The sequence below is a fragment of the Bacillus sp. FSL R5-0654 genome (genome assembly GCF_038008745.1).
GTDB lineage: Bacteria > Bacillota > Bacilli > Bacillales > Bacillaceae > Bacillus > Bacillus safensis.
The window spans coordinates 2492201-2514160 of the sequence record NZ_JBBOZV010000001.1 but is presented as its reverse complement, the minus strand read 5'-3'; the positions used below and the strand labels follow the sequence as shown (position 1 = coordinate 2514160).

22 protein-coding genes and 2 other annotated features are annotated in these 21960 nt (G+C 42.3%); of the genes, 21 read left to right on the top strand and 1 reads right to left on the bottom strand.

Annotation, left to right across the window (positions count from 1 at the left end; all coding sequences use genetic code 11):
* The first annotated feature begins 23 nt into the window (after window positions 1-23).
* The 6 genes from hemC to ysxE all read left to right on the top strand — a co-directional run bounded on the left by hemC (window position 24) and on the right by ysxE (window position 6558).
* Window positions 24-956, top strand: coding sequence for a hydroxymethylbilane synthase (gene hemC, locus NSS76_RS12775; protein ID WP_025092449.1), 933 nt, complete (start codon window positions 24-26; stop codon window positions 954-956).
* On the top strand, window positions 953-1744 hold the full coding sequence (locus tag NSS76_RS12770; protein ID WP_103131875.1) for a uroporphyrinogen-III synthase: 792 nt from the start codon (window positions 953-955) through the stop codon (window positions 1742-1744). The genes hemC and NSS76_RS12770 overlap by 4 nt, the downstream gene beginning before the upstream one ends.
* Window positions 1744-2712 carry a porphobilinogen synthase gene (gene hemB, locus NSS76_RS12765; RefSeq protein ID WP_029706177.1) on the top strand — a complete coding sequence of 323 codons (969 nt, stop codon included), beginning with the start codon at window positions 1744-1746 and terminating at the stop codon, window positions 2710-2712. The genes NSS76_RS12770 and hemB overlap by 1 nt, the downstream gene beginning before the upstream one ends.
* Before the next feature lie 27 nt (window positions 2713-2739).
* The gene (gene hemL / locus NSS76_RS12760) at window positions 2740-4032 is read left to right on the top strand and encodes a glutamate-1-semialdehyde 2,1-aminomutase (RefSeq protein ID WP_103131876.1); all 1293 of its coding nucleotides are present in this window, start codon (window positions 2740-2742) and stop codon (window positions 4030-4032) included.
* A gap of 134 nt (window positions 4033-4166) precedes the next feature.
* Window positions 4167-5489: a LysM peptidoglycan-binding domain-containing protein gene (locus tag NSS76_RS12755; RefSeq protein WP_103131877.1), complete on the top strand. Its 1323-nt coding sequence runs from the start codon at window positions 4167-4169 to the stop codon at window positions 5487-5489.
* A 37-nt stretch (window positions 5490-5526) separates the two neighbouring features.
* Window positions 5527-6558, top strand: coding sequence for a spore coat protein YsxE (gene ysxE / locus NSS76_RS12750; protein ID WP_341082323.1), 1032 nt, complete (start codon window positions 5527-5529; stop codon window positions 6556-6558).
* A 52-nt stretch (window positions 6559-6610) separates the two neighbouring features.
* On the opposite strand, the gene NSS76_RS12745 is transcribed toward ysxE, so the two are convergent.
* Entirely contained in the window at window positions 6611-6799 is a 189-nt protein-coding gene (locus NSS76_RS12745) for a hypothetical protein (protein ID WP_003216497.1), read from the bottom strand.
* A gap of 168 nt (window positions 6800-6967) precedes the next feature.
* Window positions 6968-7197: a binding site (T-box leader), on the top strand.
* Window positions 7198-7256: 59 nt separating this feature from the next.
* On the opposite strand from NSS76_RS12745, the gene NSS76_RS12740 reads away from it, so the two are divergent.
* The 15 genes from NSS76_RS12740 (at window position 7257) to rplU (ending at window position 21949) form a co-directional block, all read left to right on the top strand.
* Window positions 7257-9899: a valine--tRNA ligase gene (locus NSS76_RS12740; RefSeq protein WP_103131879.1), complete on the top strand. Its 2643-nt coding sequence runs from the start codon at window positions 7257-7259 to the stop codon at window positions 9897-9899.
* A gap of 65 nt (window positions 9900-9964) precedes the next feature.
* Window positions 9965-11269, top strand: coding sequence for a bifunctional folylpolyglutamate synthase/dihydrofolate synthase (locus NSS76_RS12735; RefSeq protein WP_103131880.1), 1305 nt, complete (start codon window positions 9965-9967; stop codon window positions 11267-11269).
* A 363-nt stretch (window positions 11270-11632) separates the two neighbouring features.
* On the top strand, window positions 11633-11857 hold the full coding sequence (locus NSS76_RS12730; RefSeq protein ID WP_375850957.1) for a DUF3951 domain-containing protein: 225 nt from the start codon (window positions 11633-11635) through the stop codon (window positions 11855-11857).
* 288 nt (window positions 11858-12145) lie between these two features.
* Entirely contained in the window at window positions 12146-12877 is a 732-nt protein-coding gene (locus tag NSS76_RS12725) for a prepilin peptidase (protein WP_034621130.1), read from the top strand.
* Between the two features lie 157 nt (window positions 12878-13034).
* Window positions 13035-14051: an SPOR domain-containing protein gene (locus tag NSS76_RS12720; RefSeq protein WP_029706176.1), complete on the top strand. Its 1017-nt coding sequence runs from the start codon at window positions 13035-13037 to the stop codon at window positions 14049-14051.
* Between the two features lie 177 nt (window positions 14052-14228).
* Window positions 14229-14798, top strand: a complete 570-nt coding sequence (locus NSS76_RS12715; protein WP_024423165.1) for a Maf family protein — start codon at window positions 14229-14231, stop codon at window positions 14796-14798.
* A 47-nt stretch (window positions 14799-14845) separates the two neighbouring features.
* Window positions 14846-15520, top strand: a complete 675-nt coding sequence (gene radC / locus NSS76_RS12710; protein WP_034667393.1) for a RadC family protein — start codon at window positions 14846-14848, stop codon at window positions 15518-15520.
* Window positions 15521-15609: 89 nt separating this feature from the next.
* Window positions 15610-16629 carry a rod shape-determining protein gene (locus tag NSS76_RS12705; RefSeq protein WP_007501538.1) on the top strand — a complete coding sequence of 340 codons (1020 nt, stop codon included), beginning with the start codon at window positions 15610-15612 and terminating at the stop codon, window positions 16627-16629.
* A 27-nt stretch (window positions 16630-16656) separates the two neighbouring features.
* Entirely contained in the window at window positions 16657-17556 is a 900-nt protein-coding gene (gene mreC, locus NSS76_RS12700; RefSeq protein WP_024423163.1) for a rod shape-determining protein MreC, read from the top strand.
* Window positions 17553-18071: a rod shape-determining protein MreD gene (gene mreD / locus NSS76_RS12695; protein WP_024423162.1), complete on the top strand. Its 519-nt coding sequence runs from the start codon at window positions 17553-17555 to the stop codon at window positions 18069-18071. Before mreC ends, mreD begins: the two co-directional genes overlap by 4 nt.
* 54 nt (window positions 18072-18125) lie before the next feature.
* A complete protein-coding gene (minC, locus tag NSS76_RS12690) occupies window positions 18126-18809 on the top strand; it encodes a septum site-determining protein MinC (RefSeq protein ID WP_024423161.1) in 684 nt (227 codons plus the stop codon).
* A gap of 2 nt (window positions 18810-18811) precedes the next feature.
* Complete coding sequence (minD, locus tag NSS76_RS12685) at window positions 18812-19615, top strand: septum site-determining protein MinD (RefSeq protein WP_017358134.1); 804 nt, start codon at window positions 18812-18814, stop codon at window positions 19613-19615.
* A gap of 220 nt (window positions 19616-19835) precedes the next feature.
* Complete coding sequence (locus NSS76_RS12680; protein WP_213404619.1) at window positions 19836-20627, top strand: M23 family metallopeptidase; 792 nt, start codon at window positions 19836-19838, stop codon at window positions 20625-20627.
* The gene (locus NSS76_RS12675) at window positions 20620-21489 is read left to right on the top strand and encodes a M50 family metallopeptidase (protein WP_024423159.1); all 870 of its coding nucleotides are present in this window, start codon (window positions 20620-20622) and stop codon (window positions 21487-21489) included. The genes NSS76_RS12680 and NSS76_RS12675 overlap by 8 nt, the downstream gene beginning before the upstream one ends.
* A gap of 66 nt (window positions 21490-21555) precedes the next feature.
* Window positions 21556-21628 (top strand) — a sequence feature (ribosomal protein L21 leader region).
* Between the two features lie 12 nt (window positions 21629-21640).
* Window positions 21641-21949 carry a 50S ribosomal protein L21 gene (rplU, locus tag NSS76_RS12670; RefSeq protein WP_003216781.1) on the top strand — a complete coding sequence of 103 codons (309 nt, stop codon included), beginning with the start codon at window positions 21641-21643 and terminating at the stop codon, window positions 21947-21949.
* The last annotated feature ends 11 nt before the right edge of the window (window positions 21950-21960 follow it).

Below are 21960 nucleotides of genomic sequence, written 5' to 3'. Positions count from 1 at the left end.
GGCATTGTCGGGAGGAAGACGTATTGCGTACAATTAAAGTAGGTTCTAGACGAAGTAAGCTGGCAATTACACAAACAAAATGGGTCATTCAAAAGCTGTCTGAACTAAACCCTTCTTATTCTTTTGAAATAAAAGAAATTGTGACAAAGGGTGATCAAATTTTAGATGTGACTTTATCTAAGGTTGGCGGAAAAGGACTGTTTGTTAAAGAGATCGAGCAGGCGATGCTGAATCATGATATCGATATGGCGGTGCACAGCATGAAGGATATGCCGGCTGCTCTTCCAGAAGGTTTAGTTATTGGCTGTATTCCTGAGCGTGAAGATGTGCGGGATGCACTTATTTCGAAGGATCATCTAAGTCTCAGCGAACTGCCTAAGGGCGCAATTGTGGGAACAAGCAGCTTACGGCGCAGCGCCCAGCTTCTTCAGGAAAGACCAGATCTTGAGATTAAATGGATTCGAGGAAACATTGATACGAGATTGGAAAAGCTGAAAAATGAAGAGTATGATGCCATTATTCTAGCGGCTGCCGGTCTGTCCAGAATGGGATGGAGCAAAGAGGTCGTATCGGAATTTTTATCTCCTGAGACTTGCCTTCCTGCCGTTGGACAAGGCGCGCTATCGATTGAGTGCCGCGGGGATGATGAAGAGCTGCTTAAGCTTCTCGCCCAATTTACGAATGAATATACGAAGAAAACGGTCCTTGCAGAAAGAGCCTTCCTCAAACAAATGGATGGAAGCTGTCAGGTGCCGATCGCTGGCTATGCAACAATGAATGAGCATCATGAAATTGAACTAACAGGTCTTGTTGCATCTGCTGATGGGCACACGATTATTCGAGAAACCGTCACAGGCACTGACCCTGAAGCTATTGGAACAGCGTGTGCGAAGCAGATGGCCGATAAGGGAGCAAAGGATTTGATCGACAAGGTGAAAAAGGATCTGTCTCAATGAGCATAGGCAAATCGCTTCACGGACAGACGGTGCTTGTCACTCGAAATGAACGTCAAGCGGGCGTGTTTCAGCAAAAGATCGAAGCGCTGAACGGCCATGCGGTTTTAACCTCTCTTATTCGGTTTGAGGCTACGCTCACAAAAGAAAAAGCGCAGGCCTTTTTAAAGGACTTACAAAATAGCCAATGGCTTGTTTTCACGAGTGTGAATGGTGCGTCTTTTTTTCTAAATTACATAAAAGACCATCATTTACATAAGAGCTTAACCCATTTGAAAGTGGCTGCTGTAGGAGAGAAAACCTCTGCCTATCTTGAGCAGCACGGCTTGAAGGTGGATGTGGTGCCAGAACGATTCATAGCGGAAGAGCTGGCAGATGCATTACTTGACCATGTACGCCCAGGAGAGCGTGTGTTTGTAGCAAAAGGGCATCTGTCACGAGATGTGGTCAAAGAGACCCTCATTCCGCTCGGCATAGAGGTAAAAGAATGGATTTTATATGAAACAGTTAAGGATGAGGAAGGAATTGCTGCTCTTAAATCGGCAATGACCAAGCAATCATTTGATTTTATTACATTTACGAGCTCATCCACTGTTCATTCTTTTATGCATGTGATGGAACCAGACGCAGCGATGCTTGCTGCATCTGACACCTGTTTTGTGACGATCGGTCCTCTGACAAAAGAGGCACTGCTTCAATACGGGATTTCATCTGAAACCCCAGAAACTTATACGATAGACGGAATGCTTGATTTAATGTGCCGTTTATCTGAAAGGAAGTTGAACCATTGATGAAATTTAACAGACACCGCAGATTGCGGACAAGCGCAGGAATGAGAGAATTAGTCAGAGAAACCTTTTTAAGACCATCTGATTTCATTTACCCGATCTTTTTTGTAGAGGGAGAAAATGTCCGAAAAGAAGTCTCTTCAATGCCAGGTGTATATCACATTTCTGTAGATCTTGTGAAAGAAGAAGTCCAAGAGCTTGTGGACCTTGGCATCAAATCAATCATTGTATTTGGTGTGCCAGATCATAAAGATCATGTAGGCAGTGAGGCGTATCACGATCACGGCATTGTTCAAAGAGCAACGCTTGAGATCAAAAAGCATTTCCCAGAGCTCGTGGTTATTGCAGACACTTGCTTATGCCAATATACAGATCACGGACATTGCGGAATCGTTGAAGATGGAGAAATCTTAAATGATGAATCTCTTCAGCTATTAGCGAAAACTGCTGTCAGCCAAGCGCGTGCAGGTGCAGATATCATCGCGCCTTCAAATATGATGGACGGATTTGTTGTTGCCATTCGTGAGGCACTTGATGAAGCAGGCTTTATTCATGTACCTGTCATGTCATATGCGGTGAAATATGCAAGTGCTTTTTACGGTCCGTTCCGTGATGCGGCACATAGTACACCGCAGTTTGGAGATCGTAAAACATATCAAATGGACCCTGCAAACCGTTTAGAAGCACTAAGAGAAGCGCAATCTGATGTAGAAGAGGGAGCTGACTTCTTGATTGTCAAACCATCCCTTTCTTACTTAGACATTATGCGTGATGTGAAAAATGAATTTACACTCCCTGTTGTTGCTTACAATGTGAGCGGAGAGTATGCAATGGTGAAAGCCGCTGCTCAAAATGGCTGGATTTCTGAAAAAGAGCTTGTTCTTGAAATGCTGACAAGTATGAAACGTGCAGGAGCAGAACTCATTATCACGTATCATGCAAAAGATGCAGCAAAATGGCTCTCAGAATAAAGAACGGATAGACAGGAGGACGTTGAAATGGGACGTAGCTATGAAAAATCAAAGCAAGCATTTGAAGAAGCACAGCAATTAATGCCTGGTGGTGTCAACAGCCCTGTGCGTGCATTTAAATCAGTCAACACAGACCCGATTTTTATGGAACGAGGCAAAGGCGCCAAGATCTATGATATTGATGGAAATGAATACATCGATTATGTCTTATCATGGGGACCGCTTATTTTAGGACATACGAATGACCGTGTCGTTGAAAGTATTCAGCGAGTAGCGGAACATGGGACAAGCTTCGGTGCTTCTACGTTAGTTGAAAATGAATTAGCTAAACTTGTATCAGAACGGGTTCCTTCCATCGAAGTCATTCGTATGGTCAGCTCTGGTACAGAGGCGACGATGAGTGCACTTCGTCTAGCTCGCGGTTTTACAGGGAGAAATAAAATTTTGAAATTTGAAGGCTGCTATCATGGCCACGGTGATTCTTTACTCATTAAAGCGGGTTCTGGAGTGGCAACGCTTGGACTGCCAGATAGTCCTGGTGTTCCTGAAGGGACTGCAAGCAACACAATCACAGTGCCGTACAATGATTTAGAAAGCATTCAAGTTGCTTTTCAAGAATTTGGAGACGATATCGCGGGTGTTATTGTAGAGCCGGTTGCAGGAAATATGGGAGTTGTCCCTCCGCAAGAAGGTTTCTTGCAAGGACTAAGAGACATCACGGAGCAATACGGATCATTACTTATTTTTGATGAGGTCATGACAGGCTTCCGTGTGGATTATCACTGCGCGCAAGGCTATTTTGGCATCACACCTGATCTGACGTGCCTTGGTAAAGTCATTGGCGGCGGTCTTCCAGTCGGTGCTTATGGCGGAAGAGCGGATATTATGAGACAAATTGCGCCAAGTGGTCCAATTTATCAAGCAGGAACGTTATCTGGTAACCCTCTTGCGATGACAGCAGGCTTAGAAACCCTAAAACAGCTGACACCTGAGTCTTATGAAGAGTTTAAACGAAAAGGTGACCGTTTAGAAGAAGGCATTTCGAAAGCGGCAAAAGCATACGGAATTCCATTAACATTTAACCGTGCGGGTTCCATGATCGGATTCTTCTTTACAAATGAAGAAGTGATCAATTATGACAAAGCGAAAACAGCTGATCTTGCTTTATTCGCTGATTTTTACAAGGAAATGGCCGATCACGGCATCTTCCTCCCGCCTTCTCAATTTGAAGGACTATTCCTGTCAACTGCTCATACAGATGAAGACATCGAATATACGATTGAGACAGTGGAAAAGGTTTTTCAAAAACTACGTCGATAAAACAAAAGCCGATATGGAGACATATCGGCTTTTTGCATTGGAGAAAACCAATCATATTTTCACTTCCTCCCACATACAACTGTATTGACATCTAATTTTATTTTTTAAGGATTAGATGAAAGGAGGACACCGACTTGTCTCAAAACAATCGATTACAGTTTTCGGTAGAAGAATCCATTTATTTCAAAAGCGGACAGGAAGTCAGTGAGCTGCTGTCAATTTCTCTCGACCCTGACATTCTCGTTCAAGAAGTGAATGATTATGTTTCTATTAGAGGTTCACTCGAGCTAACAGGAGAATACAACATAAATCAAGAGGAGCTATTGGGTGAATTGAGTTCCTTTCCAACATACAGGGAAGCAGATGAGGTAAAGGTCAGAGAAGACGGAACGGCGGAGCTTCTGCATCAATTTCCAGTCGATATTACTATTCCGAAGAACAAAATTAGTCATTTAAATGATGTGTTTGTGTTTATTGATGCGTTTGATTACCAGCTGACAGAGAATCGTTTGCTCACCATTCAGGCTGATTTAGCCATTGAGGGCTTGTTAGACGAGGAAACGCCTCAAGCGCCTGTAGAGGAGCCGTATGAATTTGTCCATCGTCCTGAAGTGGATTATGGCGATATGGCCTACGATTATCAGTTGCAGCCAGAACAAGAAGAACAAGAAGAACTGCAAGGCGAAGAACGTGAGCATGATGAGAATCAGCCTGTATTCCAACATGACACGCGCGCGGAGCAAGAGGAACAAGAAGTGCAGGAAGTACAAGAAGAAGAGGAAGAAGAAATTAAGATAGAATTGGTGAACAGGGAAGTAGAGGAAGCGTCCGACGAACCTGAAGAATTAGAAGAACCTGAAGAGTCAGAACAGCCGGAACAGCCGAATAATCAAGAAGAAGCTGTGGCGCTTGGTTATCGATCCATCCCTGAAGCTCAGGTGCAGGAACCGCCATTTTTTGAACCGCCAAAGCTATTAGAAGAAGAGGAGCGGGAAGAGCCGTTCTTTGAAGTGGAAGTAAGAAAGGATCCGGAAGCTGCTGAAGAGCAGGAAGAAACGGTACAGTCGTATCCGGCTTTTGAATCACCTGCTGATCAAGTGGAGCCTGAGCATGAGGCGCACGATGATGAATATCAGCTCGGGCGGTTATATGAACGGGAAGCACCTAAAATATATGAGTCAGCTCAAGAAGAAGAGGAGCTTGAAGAAGACGTGAGAGAAACGTCTGGCAGTGAGAACTCTCTTTATTTAACAAAGCTGTTCGCTAAGCAGGAGGAGGAAGATTTTTCCCGCATGAAAATATGTATAGTTCAGCAAGAAGATACGGTCGATCGTATTTGTGAGAGATATCAATTGAATGTGCAGCAGCTTCTTCGCACAAACTCATTATCGATTGATGCGGAGCTTGAGGAAGGGCAGATTCTTTATATTCCTGAATATCAAAAAAGTAATGCATAGCAAGCGATGACTGACCGAGAAAATGTGGTGAGTGAACGTGGATGAAATCCAATCTGTCTTATACGAATACGGACTTGAGGCTGAATATATTGAACCTGTCAGTCCTGCTGTCATCAAGGTATATACAAAGCAGGGTGTATTTGCCTTGAAGCGAGTAAAAGCCAACCGGCATATGCAATTTACTGAACAAATGCTTGAACTAGAATCAAAGGGATATCGCTCCTTTGTGCCGATTTATCGGACGAAGAGCGGTTCCTTTTTCTCAAGTCATCGGGAAAGCCAGTATGCATACTATCTGATGCCGTGGCTGACGAATGAAAAGAGAGAAGAGCAGGACGATAAGCACGAATATTTATTTCAAGAGATTGCAAGACTTCATAAGCGTACTGAAGTCATGATGGATATCACAGAGCAAGAGATAGAAGCGCATTACACCCAAATCAAGAGCAGATGGGAAACAGAGAAAGACATGTATGAACGATTTATAGAGCGGGCAGAACAAACGTGGTATATGTCGCCATTTGAGCTGGCCGCTGCTATGTATTTTTCAGAGGCGATGTCTGCCAGCGAATTTGCGCTTGAGCGTTTAGAAGATTGGCATGAAGAAATGAAAGACAAAGAGACAACGCGTGTTGTGCTAAATCATGGACAGCTATCGATCCATCATTTTTTGTATAATGATGTAGGAACAGGACATTTCACCAATTTCGAGCGGTCTAAAAAAGCCGCCCCCATCTATGATCTTCTGACCTATTTCTTTCGGACATTCAAAACCTATCCCACGTCTTGTCCTGAATGCACTTCTTTGTTTTATACGTATCAAAAAGGAAACCCTCTTCGGGAGGAAGAACTGCATTTGTTCCTAAGCTACCTTGCTTATCCGCAAGGGCTGTTTGATACAGTAAAAGCTTATGAAGCAGGCGGACAGGATGAAATGGAAAGCTGCCAGCAGCTGTTAAGAGCGTATTGGCAGATGAAAAATTCTGAGCCGACCGTTATGAAGATTCATGAGATTGAGCAGGCTAGACGGCTTGAAGAAGAACAAAGTGCCTCGTCATCAGCGGAATGACGAGGTTATGCTGCGTTGGCTTTATATGGACAGGTACATAAGCATGAGTTTTTTAAAACCAATCAAGATGAAAGGCACAGGCGAGAAAAATAAGAATACCTAGAATGAGGACGTCAAATGTTGTAGGGAAAATGATCGTACGAAATCCTTGAAATATAGCAATCGGGAGAACGACTTGGGAGGCAACTGCCCGAATTTGTCTCAGCCAGGGGGGGAGTGTGTAAGGATTGATCTTCTTCAAATCAAACGCCCTCCTTCTTCATTTTGTTATTATCATATGGGCAAAAGGGCGAAGGGTGCCTGCCCAATTTGTATAAAGAAGAAGAAAAGCGGAAAAGATGATTGACGAAAACAAAAGGCATTTAGTAATATTAATAAAAGATGAGTATGTGCTGATGAACGTGATATATCGTAAGCGTGGATCAGGAAGAGTACGAGCAAGACCCTAAAGAGAGGGAAGCCAAGAGCTGAAAGGTTTCCTAGGATGTACTTGTTTGGAAGGTCGCCTGTGAGCTTAATTTCTTGAATGAACAAGTAGAGAAATTCGGGAGAACCCCGTTATCCTTTAGAGTGTATGGGACACGTGTATGTGTCTCGTGAAAAAAGGTGGTACCGCGAAAAAGCTTTTTCGTCCTTTTATAAGGATGGAAAGGCTTTTTTTATGTTTCATCAGCCGAAAAAATGTGGAGGTTACACAAATGGAAACAAATAATCAAGAAATGCCAACAAAGTACGATCCAAATGCGATTGAAAAAGACCGCTATACGTACTGGCTTGAAGGGAAATTCTTCGAAGCACAAAATGACAAAACGAAAGATCCATATACAGTCGTCATTCCTCCACCAAACGTGACAGGAAAACTGCACCTTGGGCATGCATGGGATTCTACACTACAAGACATCGTGACACGTATGAAACGGATGCAGGGCTATGACGTTCTTTGGCTTCCAGGTATGGACCATGCCGGTATTGCGACTCAAGCAAAAGTCGAGGCAAAGCTTCGCGAAGAAGGCGTAAGCCGGTATGACCTTGGCCGGGAGAAATTTGTGGAAGAAACGTGGAAGTGGAAAGAAGAATATGCAGATTTTATTCGCAGCCAGTGGGCGAAAATGGGTCTTGGGCTCGATTACTCCCGTGAACGTTTTACTTTAGATGAAGGTCTGAATAAAGCCGTTCGCCAAGTGTTTGTTCAATTGTATGAAAAAGGGCTTATTTATCGCGGAGAGTACATCATTAACTGGGATCCAGCAACGAAAACGGCACTTTCTGATATTGAAGTGATTTATAAGGATGTTCAAGGTGCGTTTTATCACTTGAGATATCCGCTTTCAGATGGAACAGGTTCAATTGAAATTGCAACAACAAGACCTGAAACAATGCTGGGGGATACAGCCGTAGCCGTACACCCTGATGACGAACGCTATCAGCATTTGATTGGAAAAACAGTGGTTTTACCAATCACAGGCCGTGAAATCCCAATCGTCGGTGATGATTATGTCGATATGGAGTTTGGTTCAGGTGCTGTGAAAATTACACCTGCTCATGATCCGAATGACTTTGAGCTTGGAAACCGCCATGGGCTTGAGCGTATTCTTGTCATGAATGAAGATGGCACAATGAATGCGAATGCCCTGAAATACAAAGGAATGGACCGCTTCGAATGCCGCAAACAGCTTGTGAAGGATTTACAAGAGGAAGGCATTTTGTTCAAAATTGAGGATCACATGCATTCAGTTGGTCATAGTGAGCGAAGTGGAGCTGTCGTTGAACCGTATTTATCGACACAATGGTTTGTGAAAATGCAGCCGCTGGCAGACGAAGCCATTCATCTGCAAAAAGGGGACGACCAAGTTCAATTTGTTCCAGACCGATTTGAAAAGACATATTTACATTGGATGGAAAATATCCGTGACTGGTGTATTTCTCGTCAGCTATGGTGGGGACACCGCATTCCGGCTTGGTATCATAAAGAAACGAAAGAAGTATACGTTGGACTTGAAGCGCCAGAAGATATTGAGAACTGGGAACAGGATAACGATGTACTTGATACATGGTTTAGTTCAGCGCTGTGGCCGTTTTCTACAATGGGCTGGCCAGATGCAGACAGTGAAGACTTCAAGCGCTACTACCCAACCAATCTGCTTGTAACAGGCTATGACATCATTTTCTTCTGGGTGTCCCGTATGATCTTCCAAGGTCTTGAATTCACAGGAGAAAAACCGTTTAAAGATGTCCTCATTCATGGGCTCATCCGCGACGAACAAGGACGTAAAATGAGTAAGTCGCTTGGCAACGGAATTGATCCAATGGAGGTCATCGACAAATACGGTGCGGATTCATTAAGATATTTCTTAGCGACTGGAAGCTCACCAGGCCAGGATCTTCGTTTTAGCTTTGAAAAGGTTGAATCCACTTGGAACTTTGCGAACAAAATTTGGAACGCATCCCGTTTTGCTTTAATGAATATGGATGGTTTAACGTATGATGAGCTTGATTTATCAGGAGAAAAATCAGTTGCTGATCAATGGATTTTAACACGCTTAAATGAAACAATTGAAAGTGTCACACAGCTTGCTGACAAGTATGAATTCGGTGAAGTGGGCAGACATTTATACAACTTCATTTGGGATGATTTCTGTGATTGGTACATTGAAATGGCGAAGCTTCCGCTTTATGGTGAAGACGAAGCAGCAAAGAAAACGACTCGTTCGATCCTTGCGTATGTATTAGATCAAACAATGAGACTTTTACATCCGTTTATGCCGTTCTTAACAGAAGAAATCTGGCAGCATCTACCGCATGAAGGTGAGTCTATTACTGTAGCGGCATGGCCTGAAGTGAAGCCGGAGCTTTCCAACGAACAAGCTTCTGCTGATATGAAGCTGCTTGTTGAACTCATCCGCTCTGTTCGTAACATTCGCAGTGAAGTGAACACGCCAATGAGCAAACAAGTTGAGCTTTACATTAAAGCATCTACGTCTGATGTTCAGGAACGTTTAGAGAAAAATCGTTCATATATTGAGCGATTCACGAACCCAAGTGTTCTTGAAATTGGCACAGATGTCCCAGCTAGTGATAAAGCGATGACGGCTGTCATTTCTGGAGCAGAACTCATTCTGCCGCTTGAAGGCTTAATCAACTTAGATGAAGAAATTGCTCGTCTGCAAAAAGAGCTTGATAAACTGACAAAAGAAGTGGAACGAGTTCAGAAAAAGCTTGGCAATGAAGGCTTTATGAAAAAAGCGCCTGAAAGTGTCGTAGAAGAAGAGCGTGCGAAAGAACGTGATTATGTCGCAAAACGCGAAGCTGTTCAAAAGCGTATTGAAGAGCTGAAAGCATAAGAGTGAAAAGACGGCTCCTAATGAAATGGAGTCGTCTTTTTTGAAAATTTCGTATGAAATGAGAGATGACATTGTTTACAACCTACCATGAAGCGATTGAGTGGATTCACAGCAGACTGGCCTTTGGCGTAAAACCGGGTCTTGAACGAATGAAATGGCTGATGAACAGACTAGGAAATCCGGAACAAAGCATAAAAGCAGTACATGTTGCAGGTACAAATGGCAAAGGATCAACCATTGCGTTTACACGTTCTGTTTTACAGGAAGCCGGCTATTCAGTCGGAACCTTCACCTCTCCGTTTATACTAACGTTCAATGAAAGAATCAGCGTGAACGGAGCGCCTATAGAGGATGAAGAATGGCTGAGTTTGGTGAATGAAATCAAGCCTCTTGTTGATGAATTAGATCAAACAGAGCTTGGCGCAGCAACAGAATTTGAAATCATTACAGCATGTGCATTTGCTTATTTTGCTCATGTGCACCAAGTAGACTTTGTCCTCTTGGAAACAGGGCTTGGCGGAAGGCTTGATTCTACAAATATTGCTGTGCCAATCTTAACAGCAATTACGTCGATTGGTCATGATCATATGGCCATTTTAGGTGACACACTTGAACAGATTGCAGCTGAAAAAGCGGGTATTATCAAAGCGGGTATTCCAATGATTACGGCAGTCCACCAGCCAGAAGCTCTTGCTGTCATTCAAAACACAGCCAAAGAAAAGAATGCCGAATGTATTTCTTTACAAGATAGATGCAGCTTTGATGAGCAGCAGCCGACAGAAACAGGTGAACGTTTCACATTACGCACATCAAAAGGGCAGTATCCTCAGCTTGAAACAGGATTAATTGGAACGCATCAAAGGCAAAATGCTTCCCTTGCTGTTTTACTCATTGAATGGCTGGAGCAAGAAGGCTATATTAGCGTGACAGAAGAGCAAATATATGAAGGCATTCGGCAGGCAGTTTGGGCTGGGAGGTTTGAAAAGGTTAAAGATCATCCTCCAGTGTATTTAGACGGCGCACATAATGAAGAAGGGATCGACCGTTTAATTGAAACCGTACAAGCTCATTTTTCTAGTAAACAGGTGCATATATGTTTTAGTGCTTTAAAAGATAAGCCGTACAAGCAAATGATTCAAAAGCTTGATGCTGTAAGTTCTTCTATTCATTTTGTTTCATTTGATTTTCCAAGAGCCGAATCAGCTGAAAAGCTTTATGTATGCAGTCAATTAGACGCAAAGTCGTATGATGATGACCCTCGTACAGTGCTTGAGTTCATTCAGAAAAAAAGTGATGATCCTTCAGCGGTGATTCTTGTGACTGGCTCTCTTTATTTTATTTCAGATATACGAAATCGTATTTTAAGGTAATCAAAAGACGCAATTGCTTTTATGCAATGTGCGTCTTTTTCTTTTGAAATGTAAAAGAGCGGGTTTACTAGGTACTCAAGTTGCAGCGTTGATGACGGGAAGGAATTCTATATGGAGTGAACATTTTTTATTCGATGCCCATCCTTTCTTATTCCCTCTATGATGATATATGAGATATTTTTAATCAAATTTCACTTCAAGTAATGACTGCTACTTTTTATGATGGATTATTTTGGGTTTAATGTAACTGTATAGTACAATGGATAAAAAGGTGCATCGCGTAGTATTAATTTATAAATTAACAGATTGTAATTTAATTTTTAAAACGCTTTCCCTCAATTTTCACCTGAAAGGAGGAATAACTTGTTTATTATCAGTGGAGTACTTCTTTCTTTTATGTTATTAATAGTTGTTTTAATAGTTGTCATCCTTTTTAAACGAATTATTTTAAGGAAAAGCATAGGTGTTTACTATACTCCCTTTGACAATATTACTGGAAACACCAGTATTGAATTTCATGAAGAGCAAAATGAAGAAGAGAATGAAGACGATCAAGGTAATGATAAAAATAATGGAAAAAAATTCTAGAAACTATTAAATAAATTATTATTTAATAGTGATGGAAGTGTTGTTGAGATAATATATGGTGTTAATTTTAGTGCTCTTCTTACAAAATGAGCGTAAAAATAATTGCTTATACAAGATATCCGAAATCGTATTTTAAGGTAAGCAAAAGACGCAATTTCTTCTATGCAATGTGCGTCTTTTTTCTTTTGAAATGTAAATGAGAGGGGAAATCACATTTTCATTAGGTGTTCAAGGTGAATCGCTATGGTAAAATCCGGTCTATCTTATTCTCGGAAGGGGTCACGATATATGATAGGCATTTTTGTGTTTCTTGCGGGCGTCACCATGGGGTCATTCTTTCATCTAGTCGGTGAAAGGCTGCCACTGAAGCGGTCTATTCTTTTTCCTCGTTCTCACTGCACAGCCTGTAAACAGCCGCTTTCCTTGCGTGAGATGATTCCGCTAGTTTCGTATGCATTATTGAGGGGGACTTGTAAACATTGCGGCACTCGGCTGCCAATGCTATATCCACTGATTGAGCTGCTGTCAGGCAGTCTTTTTTTGCTCATGTATAGAATCGCTGGTATTTCGTTTGAAGGTCTTTTTCTTGTGATTCTTTGTAGTTTATTTGTGATTGCTGTCGTGAGCGATCTCCTTTATATGAGGGTGCCAAACGAGCTGTTTCTCTTCTTTTTCCCTCTTTTCGTCATATACCGCACGCTTGAACCTCTTCTTATTTGGTGGGAAGGAGCGGCTTCGCTTCTTTTTTGCTTTCTCTTGTTTTATAGTTTAGATCGTTTCAAGCCAAATAGCATGGGCGGAGCTGATATGAAGCTGTTCGGTGTGCTTGCATTTTGCTTAGGATTCAAGCCATTCCTTCTCATTCTTTTTCTCTCGTGTATCGCTGGAATCGTCTATGCGAAGGTTTTTTCTTTTCGATTAGATGAGCCATTTCCCTTTGTTCCTGCGATCTCTTTTTCTTTTTGGCTGTATCTCTATGGAGTTCATGTCATGCTCCCGTTCGCCGGGTCGATCGGTTGAAAAAATTGGCGAACACTTTTTTTCCGTGCCGACAAAAGTCTTGTTCTTTTTTTTATCCGCTATGTTAAAGTGTGAAACAGAAAGAAGGACGGGTTACATTCGCGCTGATTCATTGGACAAAAAGGTCTTTCTTACAAACAATGTCAGAAAGCGGGGAATGACAGTGAAAAAAAGGCAGGCAAAAAAACAAGGGTTAAAAGTCAATATTAATGGCAAAGAAGAAATGCTTCATGAAGATGACCACCAGCCGCCAAAACAGCAAGAGGATGATCAAGTGACGTTTTCGAATTGGGAGGAAAAAAGGCAGTCAGAACAGGAGACAGCTGCTTCCGAGGAAGAACCGGCTAAACCGAAAGAAGAAGACTTCCAGTGGGATGACGCAGCTGATCATATTTATCATTCTGACCCCAAAGTCGTCACACCTTATCAAAAGAAAAAAGGCTCCTTTGACCAGAAGTTCGGTAAAAACCGCGGCCCGTTTAAAAGAGTGATGACAACGATTGTGTTTGCAGTGGTTCTTGGGACAGGCCTTGGTGTGTTTGCACTTAGCTTAAGTCAAGATGGTACTCAGAATCCATCAGGGGGAGATATCAGCGTTTCAGCGTCCGGAAATCAATCATCAATGAAAGCGGGCGGGGATGCGCCGCCAGCAGATACTGCTGATGAATCAAAAGAGAATAAGGATGAAAAAAGCGCCTCTGGCAGTTTTTCAACCTATGTCGTACAGGCTGGAAAGTTTTCCTCTGAAAAAGGAGCAGATGAATTAGTTGGCAGTTTAAAAGAAGCAGGATATGCGGGGAAAAAGGTCTCGATGGATGATGGCTATTATGTCATTGCCGGGCTTGCGACAGAACAGGGCATGACAAGTGCTGTTGGGAAGAAGCTGATTGATCAGCACTTTGAGGCGTGGGGAGGCAAGGAGCTCTCATTTCAAGTACCGGAGGAACTGACTAGTTTAATAGAAAAGGCATCTGTTTTATCCTCTAAGGTCATTGCAGGGGATGATGTGGATCAAAAGGACGTTGCGCAGCTAATCTCTGAGCTTGAAAGTGCCAAAACAACGGACGCACCAGCTAAAAGCAGTTTGCTGAAAGCGGTGCAGCTGTTAAATGAACCTACTGCTGAAAACGGGTGGAAATCTCAGCAGGCACTGCTTGATCAATTAAATACGTAAAATCATATTTTAAGAAACCAAACTAGTCAAAAAATGACTAGTTTTTTTCTTTTGCATCCAACATAATGATAAAGGAACATGAAAAATGAATTTTCGTAAATTGTCGGTAAGATGTACATTTGATAGGATGAATGGGTATCTTACTTCTTAGGCTAAACCCTGAAAGGATGAACAAACATGAACCAATTGATTCTCGCATCTCAATCCCCTAGAAGAAAAGAATTGCTTGATCTAGCAGGGTTTTCTTATGACATTCAAGCAAGTCAATTAAAAGAAGAAATAAATCGAAACTTTTCTCCTGCAGAGAACGTCCAATGGTTGGCAGAACAAAAAGCAAGTGATATTCAAAGATTATATCCCGAAGCTGTGATTATTGGTGCAGATACGATTGTTGCAATTGACGGCAAATGTCTTGGGAAACCAAAAGACAAGGAAGAAGCGGCCTCAATGCTTCAATTATTGTCAGGAAAGACACATCAAGTCTTGACGGGTGTCACGATTCAGTCAGAGAATAGAAAAGAAACATTTTATGAACAGACAGAAGTGACGTTTTGGACACTTACGCAAAATGAAATAGACCGCTATATCGAAACGGGAGAACCGCTTGATAAAGCGGGAAGCTATGGCATTCAAGGAAAAGGCGCACTGTTTGTTCAAAAAATAGATGGTGATTATTTTTCCGTTGTAGGTCTCCCTATTGCCAAAACAGTTAGAGTGCTCGAAACATTTGGAATCACCCCTTTTTGATGACAGGAAGGAATCTAAAAGGAGTGGGCATCATGAACGATTTCCCTATGTTGCTAAAGCATTTTCCTCAAGATGAAAAGCCGAGAGAACGATTGATCAAATATGGTCCCGGCAGTCTGTCAAACCATGAACTTGTTGCGATTCTTTTAAGGACAGGCACAAAAAAGGAATCAGTTCTTCAAATTTCCGCAAGACTTCTGCAAACATTTGGCGGTCTTCGCTCTGTAAGAGAAGCCTCAATTGAAGAAATGTCGAAGATTCGAGGAGTTGGAAAGGCGAAGGCGGTCTCTCTTTTAGCTGCTTTAGAACTCGGCACTAGATTACACCATCAAACGACGGACAACCGCTATGTGATCCGCACACCAGAGGATGGGGCAAACTTTGTGATGGAAGATATGAGGTTTTTACAACAGGAAAATTTCGTTTGTCTTTATCTCAATACTAAAAATCAAGTTCTTCATAAACATACCGTGTTTATTGGAAGTTTGAACTCATCCATCGTTCACCCGCGTGAAATTTTCAAAGAGGCCTTTAAACGGTCCGCTGCTTCATTTATATGTGTGCACAACCATCCATCAGGAGATCCGACGCCCAGCAGGGAAGATATTGAAGTCACACAGCGACTTTTTGAATGTGGAAAGCTGATTGGAATACAGCTGCTTGATCATCTTGTCATAGGTGATCAAAAATTTGTGAGTTTGAAGGAAAAAGGGTATTTGTAACACTTTTTTTTTCAATGTTTTACGATATAATAGAGTTTATGAGTTTTTCCCTAAGGGAATTTTGGTTTAAGAAAGGAAGATACATACATATGTTTGGAATTGGTACAAAAGACCTTGGAATAGATCTTGGCACAGCGAATACGCTTGTTTTTATTAAAGGAAAAGGCATTGTTGTAAGAGAACCTTCGGTCGTAGCCTTGGAAACTGATACGAAGTCTATAGTGGCAGTCGGAAATGATGCTAGAAACATGATTGGCCGTACACCTGGTAATGTTGTGGCACTACGCCCAATGAAAGACGGTGTCATTGCAGATTACGAGACGACAGCAACAATGATGAAATATTACATTAATCAAGCATTAAAAGGCAAAGGGCTTTTTGCTCGTAAACCTTACGTCATGGTATGTGTACCATCTGGTATTACAGCTGTAGAAGAGCGTGCAGTCATTGATGCAACAAGACAAGCTGGTGCACGTGACGCATACCCGATTGAAGAGCCATTTGCTGCGGCAATCGGTGCTAACCTTCCTGTATGGGAACCAACAGGAAGTATGGTTGTGGATATTGGCGGCGGTACAACAGAAGTAGCGATTATTTCTCTTGGCGGCATTGTGACATCACAATCAATCCGCGTGGCAGGAGATGAGATGGATGATGCGATCAGCAGCTACATCCGTAAAACGTATAACCTAATGATCGGTGATCGTACATCAGAAGCGATTAAAATGGAAATCGGTTCTGCGCAGCCTGACGTACATGATGAGATGGACATTCGCGGACGTGACCTTTTAACAGGTCTGCCAAAAACAATCTCTATTACGGCAGAAGAGATTGCAAAAGCGCTTCGCGATACGGTGGAAACAATTGTCGATGCAGTGAAAATGACTCTTGAAAAAACCCCGCCTGAGCTCGCAGCAGATATTATGGACCGCGGAATTGTTTTAACAGGAGGCGGTGCACTGCTGCGTAATCTTGACAAAGTCATTAGCGATGAAACGAAAATGCCAGTCATTATTGCAGAAGACCCGCTTGACTGTGTGGCAATCGGGACAGGGAAAGCACTAGAACATATTCATTTGTTCAAAGGAAAATCAAAAGATAATCGATAATCGGGCGTAATTAAAGAGGTGTAAGACATGCCGCAGTTTTTTATGAATAAAAGATTAATGTTGCTCCTTGTCTGTGTCATCGTACTGGTGGCCATGATTGGTTTTTCAGTGAAAAGCGGCAGAGGTGCTTCATGGCCGGAAAAATTAGTGGGGGATACGACAGGCTTTTTTCAAGGTGTCTTTCATAAACCATCACAATTTATTGCCGGTATTTATGGGAACGTACAAGATTTAAAGAACACATATGATGAAAACGAGCGTCTTCGAAAAAAACTTGATGGACAAACTCAATATGAGGCGAAACTTCAAGAACTAGAAGATGAGAACAAAAAGCTTCGCAAACAGCTTGGCTATGTGAACTCTATTCGTGACTACACGCCAATTCTATCAACTGTTATCGCAAGAAACCCTTCTCTTTGGGATAGCTTTGTGATGATTGATAAAGGGAAAAAACAAGGCGTGGAAAAAGATATGGCAGTCACTAATGAGAGTGGCGCATTAATTGGGAAGATTGAAAGTGATAAGCTCAACAATTTTACTTCGACTGTAAGATTGCTAAGCTCTACTGACCAAAATAATAGAATTTCAACGAAAATTTTTGCGAAAAAGGGCAAAGAAGAACTCAATGGAATCATTAACGGTTATGACAGCAAGAAAAAAATGCTGACTATGAATATTCTGAAATCCGATGCAGATGGGGATGTCAAAAAAGGAGATCTTGTTGAAACATCTGGAGCAGGGGGCGTATTCCCGCAAGGCTTAACGATTGGTAAGGTAAGTGAAATCGAGCCAGACCATTACGGCCTGACAAAGATCATTTACGTAGAACCAGCGGCTGAACTCAACAATTTAGACCGCGTGATTGTGGTGAATCGCAGCACAAGTACAGCAGATGCATCTGAATTGACGAAGGAGGAAGGCTCGTGAAACGTGTCCTTCTTGCTTTCGTCATGTTGTTTATCTTCGTATTTGACAGCATTTTTGTTGATTTAGTGAAGCTCCCATTTGTTTCAGAGAATCAAATTTTAGCTCCTCATTTCATTTTACTCGCACTTGTATTTATGACTGCTTTTGTGAATCAAAAATATGGTGTGATTTACGGATTTATCTTTGGACTTTTATATGATATTTCATATACAGGCATACTTGGTGTTCATATGTTTGGCTTTGGGGCGCTTTGCTATTTGTTAGCAAAAGCCTTTAAAGTTCTGCAAACGAATATGTTAGTCGTTGTCTTTCTGTCGATTATTGCTGTTTCCGTGATGGAGTTTTATGTATACGGCGTTCAAGCGACAATTCAACCAGGGATTATGCCGTTTAATACGTATGTCATCGAACGCTTTATTCCAACGATTCTTTTAAATACTGCTGCGTCTCTCATACTTGTTGTGCCGTTTAGGCTCTTTTTCACCCACGTGAAACAAGGACTGATCGACGAATAAAAGCAGGAGTTTGTCCAATTACGGCGAAATGAGTATGTTGTTGAGGTGAGCATCTTGAAAACTCAAAAACAGCAATATGTGACGATAAAAGGTACAAAAAACGGATTAACATTACAGTTAAATGATGACTGTTCGTTTGATGACCTTCTTTCCGGCTTGCGAGAGGTTCTATTACTTGAGCAATATACAGATGGAAGAGAAGGACATAAGGTCAATGTGCATATTAAGCTTGGTTTTCGGTATTTAACAGAGGATCAGGAGACACGTTTGACTGAAGCGGTGTCTGAAAATGAACATCTCGTCATCCACTCTATTGAAAGTGAAGTCATGTCAACTGAAGAGGCGAGACGATTAAAAGCAGAGGCTGAAATTACTTCTGTAGCAAAAATTGTACGCTCTGGACAGGTGCTGCATGTCGAAGGAGATCTTTTATTAATAGGAGATGTCAATCCTGGCGGAACGATTCGCGCAGGAGGAAATATTTTTGTGCTTGGCGCATTAAAAGGTGTGGCGCATGCTGGATGTAATGGCAACAAACAGGCTGTTATTGCGGCATCTCATATGATTCCAACACAGCTTCGCATCGCACAAGTTTTTAACCGCGCGCCAGACCAAAAAGAAGATGGAAATGAAATGGAATGTGCTTATTTAGATATAGATGGCAATATGATCATTGAACGCCTGCAGCAATTGGCTCATATAAGACCTAATCTGACAAGGCTTGAGGGAGGAATGTGAAATTGGGCGAGGCTATTGTGATTACCTCAGGAAAAGGCGGCGTTGGCAAAACAACAACATCTGCAAACTTAGGCACAGCACTAGCAATTCAAGGAAAAAAAGTGTGTCTAGTTGATACCGATATCGGCCTTCGGAATCTGGATGTCGTGATGGGGCTAGAAAACCGCATTATTTATGATCTAGTCGATGTAGTAGAAGGAAGATGCAAAATTCATCAAGCGCTTGTAAAAGATAAGCGTTTCGAGGATCTTTTGTATCTTTTACCTGCTGCTCAAACAAGTGATAAAACGGCTGTAGAGCCGGAACAGATCAAAGAATTAATTCAATCATTAAAACAAGACTTTGATTATGTTGTCATTGACTGCCCTGCTGGAATTGAGCAAGGCTTTAAAAATGCTGTATCCGGTGCAGACAAGGCCATTGTCGTGACGACGCCTGAAATCTCAGCTGTAAGAGATGCGGACCGAATCATCGGTTTGTTAGAACAAGAAGATATCGAACCGCCTCGTTTGATTGTCAACCGTATTCGTACACACATGGCGAAAAATGGCGATTCAATGGATGTAGATGAAGTGGTACATCATTTATCAATTGATCTACTTGGCATCGTAGCAGATGATGATGATGTGATTAAGGCTTCAAACAATGGTGAACCGATTGTTATGGATGCTAAAAACAAAGTATCGATTGCCTATCGCAATATTGCCCGCCGCGTACTAGGCGAATCTGTTCCGCTTCAATCTTTTGAAGAAGAAAACAAGGGAATGTTTGCAAAGCTCAAAGCATTTTTTGGTGTAAGAGCATAATCACTTAAGCGTGATAGAAAACCTTTGCAGTCTAGGAAAGACGGCTGCCTTTGCGAAGCGAATTTGACATTCGTGAGTACCGGAGCGCAGACCTGACACTGTATGCAAGGGTTTGTCTGCATGCTGAGACCGATTCGATTTAGAATCGGTCTTTTTGTTGCATATCAGATGGGGTTGTCACATAAAATGTACAAACTGTTTGTATGTAAAGGGTGATCTCATGAAAAGAGTGGACGAGTACCGAAAGAAAATCGCGCAGCGCCGCAAAATGATGCAGCCAGCCGCTCCTCCTAAGAAGACGGCTTTCAAGAAAAAAGAAGATATCCCGCCATGGGTTATGCTGACAGAGGAAGAAAAGCATTCTGGCTCGACCTCCTATGAACCGGCGACTCATCAGACAAAGAAATACCGTCATCCCTTATTTAACCCGAATACCTTTGTGCTTAAATGCTTATTATCAGCGTCCCTTGTCTTGATTGCAGCCATTTCATTTAAAGGTCAGACAGGTCCGTTTCAGCAGCTGAAGCCGATGATTACTCAGACTTTTGAGCAAGATTTTCAATTTGCTGCTGCTAACCGCTGGTTTGAAAAAACAGTTGGACATCCGCTGGCCTTTTTAACAGAGAAAAAAGATGCCCAAAAGGACGTGCAAGCGAATCAAGAATTCGCTGTTCCTGCCTCTGGTAAAGTGCAGGAATCCTTTACGCAAAATGGAGCAGGTGTCAAAGTGGAGACATCCGCTGAAGCCATTGATAGTATGAAGGAAGGCTACGTGGTCGAGGTGAAAAAGCAAAGCGATACAGGGCTTACTGTTGTAGTGCAGCATGCAGATAACAGCTATAGCTGGTACGGTCAATTAAAGAAAGCCGATGTGGCCTTATACGATTTTGTCGATAAGGGTGAAAAAATTGGCCAGATTTCGCTTGATGATCAAGGGAAGGGCACGTATTACTTTGCTATTAAGCAAAATGAACAATTTATCGATCCTATTCAGGTGATGACCTTTGAATAGATGGCTGCTCATGCTGACGAAAATTCACATCCATCCGCTGCTGTGGATTGTGATGGCGTTTGCGATTCTGTCAGGTCAAATCAAGCCGCTGCTTTGTCTGCTCGTGATTGTCTGTGTCCATGAACTTGGACATGCAGCGGCTGCCTGCTATTATCATTGGCGCATTCGGCGTATTTTTTTACTGCCATTTGGCGGAACGGTGGAAGTAGAGGAACATGGGAACCGTCCGTTAAAAGAAGAGCTGGCGGTCATTTTGTGCGGGCCGCTTCAGCATGTACCGCTCCAGCTCATGGCATGGCTTTTCATGGAGGCTTCTCTTATCTCTCACGACGTCTTTACGATGTTTACCTTTTATAATATGGCGATTTTCCTTGTGAATCTTTTGCCCGTTTGGCCGCTTGATGGCGGAAAATTATTCTTTTTGCTCTTATCTGTTTTTTACCCTTTCCAACGTGCACATGCCCTAGCAATAAAAGGCTCACTTGTCTTTTTCGGTCTATTGACAGGAGGGTTACTTTTGTTTGCACCGCTGCAATTCAATGGCTGGGTGCTGCTTACTTTTTTAGCTTATTCACTCGTGATGGAGCACAGGCAGCGGCATTACGTCAGGGTTCGCTTCTTACTAGAACGGTATTACGGTAAAAAAGAGCAGAAGGTAGAAAAACTGATTCCGCTGAGAGCAAGTGCAGAGGAAAAAGTATACGAAGTGATGGCACGATTTCAAAGGGGCTGCAAGCATCCAATTATTATTGAAAGAGATGGCGTGAAGATGAGCCAGCTTGATGAAAATGAACTGCTCCATGCGTATTTTTCAGATCGCAGAACCACCTCCTCAATGGAAGAGCTTCTTTTACCGTACTAATGGTGAAAATACATTGACATTCTGCGTCTAGTTTGATATATTTTTTAATGTTATGGATATGTAGCACCCGTGCTACAACCGCGCGGAGCAGGTGTAAAGTGCCTATGGCCCCCTGTATTCGGCGAGTCTGAGTTTATTAGGAGGTGCAGAGATGTACGCAATTATCGAAACTGGTGGTAAACAAGTAAAAGTTGAAGAAGGTCAAACTGTTTATGTTGAAAAACTAGCTGCTGAAGCAGGTGAAACAGTAACTTTCGAAAACGTATTGTTTGTCGGCGGAGACACTGTCAAAGTGGGTAACCCTTCAGTTGCTGGAGCAACAGTAACGGCTAAAGTTGAAAAACAAGGTCGCGGTAAGAAAATTACTGTGTTCAAGTACAAACCGAAGAAAAACAACCACAAGAAACAAGGTCATCGTCAACCTTACACTAAAGTTGTTATCGAAAAAATCAACGCTTAAGGCGTGTGAGT

Excerpts from the sequence above, each read along its gene's own strand:
- hemB (WP_029706177.1), top strand. The coding sequence starts at position 1,744 with ATGAAATTTAACAGACACCGCAGATTGCGGACAAGCGCAGGAATGAGA.
- NSS76_RS12680 (WP_213404619.1), top strand. The coding sequence starts at position 19,836 with ATGAAAAGAGTGGACGAGTACCGAAAGAAAATCGCGCAGCGCCGCAAA.
- NSS76_RS12770 (WP_103131875.1), top strand. The coding sequence starts at position 953 with ATGAGCATAGGCAAATCGCTTCACGGACAGACGGTGCTTGTCACTCGA.
- mreC (WP_024423163.1), top strand. The coding sequence starts at position 16,657 with ATGCCGCAGTTTTTTATGAATAAAAGATTAATGTTGCTCCTTGTCTGT.
- radC (WP_034667393.1), top strand. The coding sequence starts at position 14,846 with ATGTTGCTAAAGCATTTTCCTCAAGATGAAAAGCCGAGAGAACGATTG.
- NSS76_RS12715 (WP_024423165.1), top strand. The coding sequence starts at position 14,229 with ATGAACCAATTGATTCTCGCATCTCAATCCCCTAGAAGAAAAGAATTG.
- hemL (WP_103131876.1), top strand. The coding sequence starts at position 2,740 with ATGGGACGTAGCTATGAAAAATCAAAGCAAGCATTTGAAGAAGCACAG.
- rplU (WP_003216781.1), top strand. The coding sequence starts at position 21,641 with ATGTACGCAATTATCGAAACTGGTGGTAAACAAGTAAAAGTTGAAGAA.
- NSS76_RS12705 (WP_007501538.1), top strand. The coding sequence starts at position 15,610 with ATGTTTGGAATTGGTACAAAAGACCTTGGAATAGATCTTGGCACAGCG.
- NSS76_RS12725 (WP_034621130.1), top strand. The coding sequence starts at position 12,146 with ATGATAGGCATTTTTGTGTTTCTTGCGGGCGTCACCATGGGGTCATTC.
- NSS76_RS12740 (WP_103131879.1), top strand. The coding sequence starts at position 7,257 with ATGGAAACAAATAATCAAGAAATGCCAACAAAGTACGATCCAAATGCG.
- NSS76_RS12735 (WP_103131880.1), top strand. The coding sequence starts at position 9,965 with ATGACATTGTTTACAACCTACCATGAAGCGATTGAGTGGATTCACAGC.
- NSS76_RS12720 (WP_029706176.1), top strand. The coding sequence starts at position 13,035 with ATGACAGTGAAAAAAAGGCAGGCAAAAAAACAAGGGTTAAAAGTCAAT.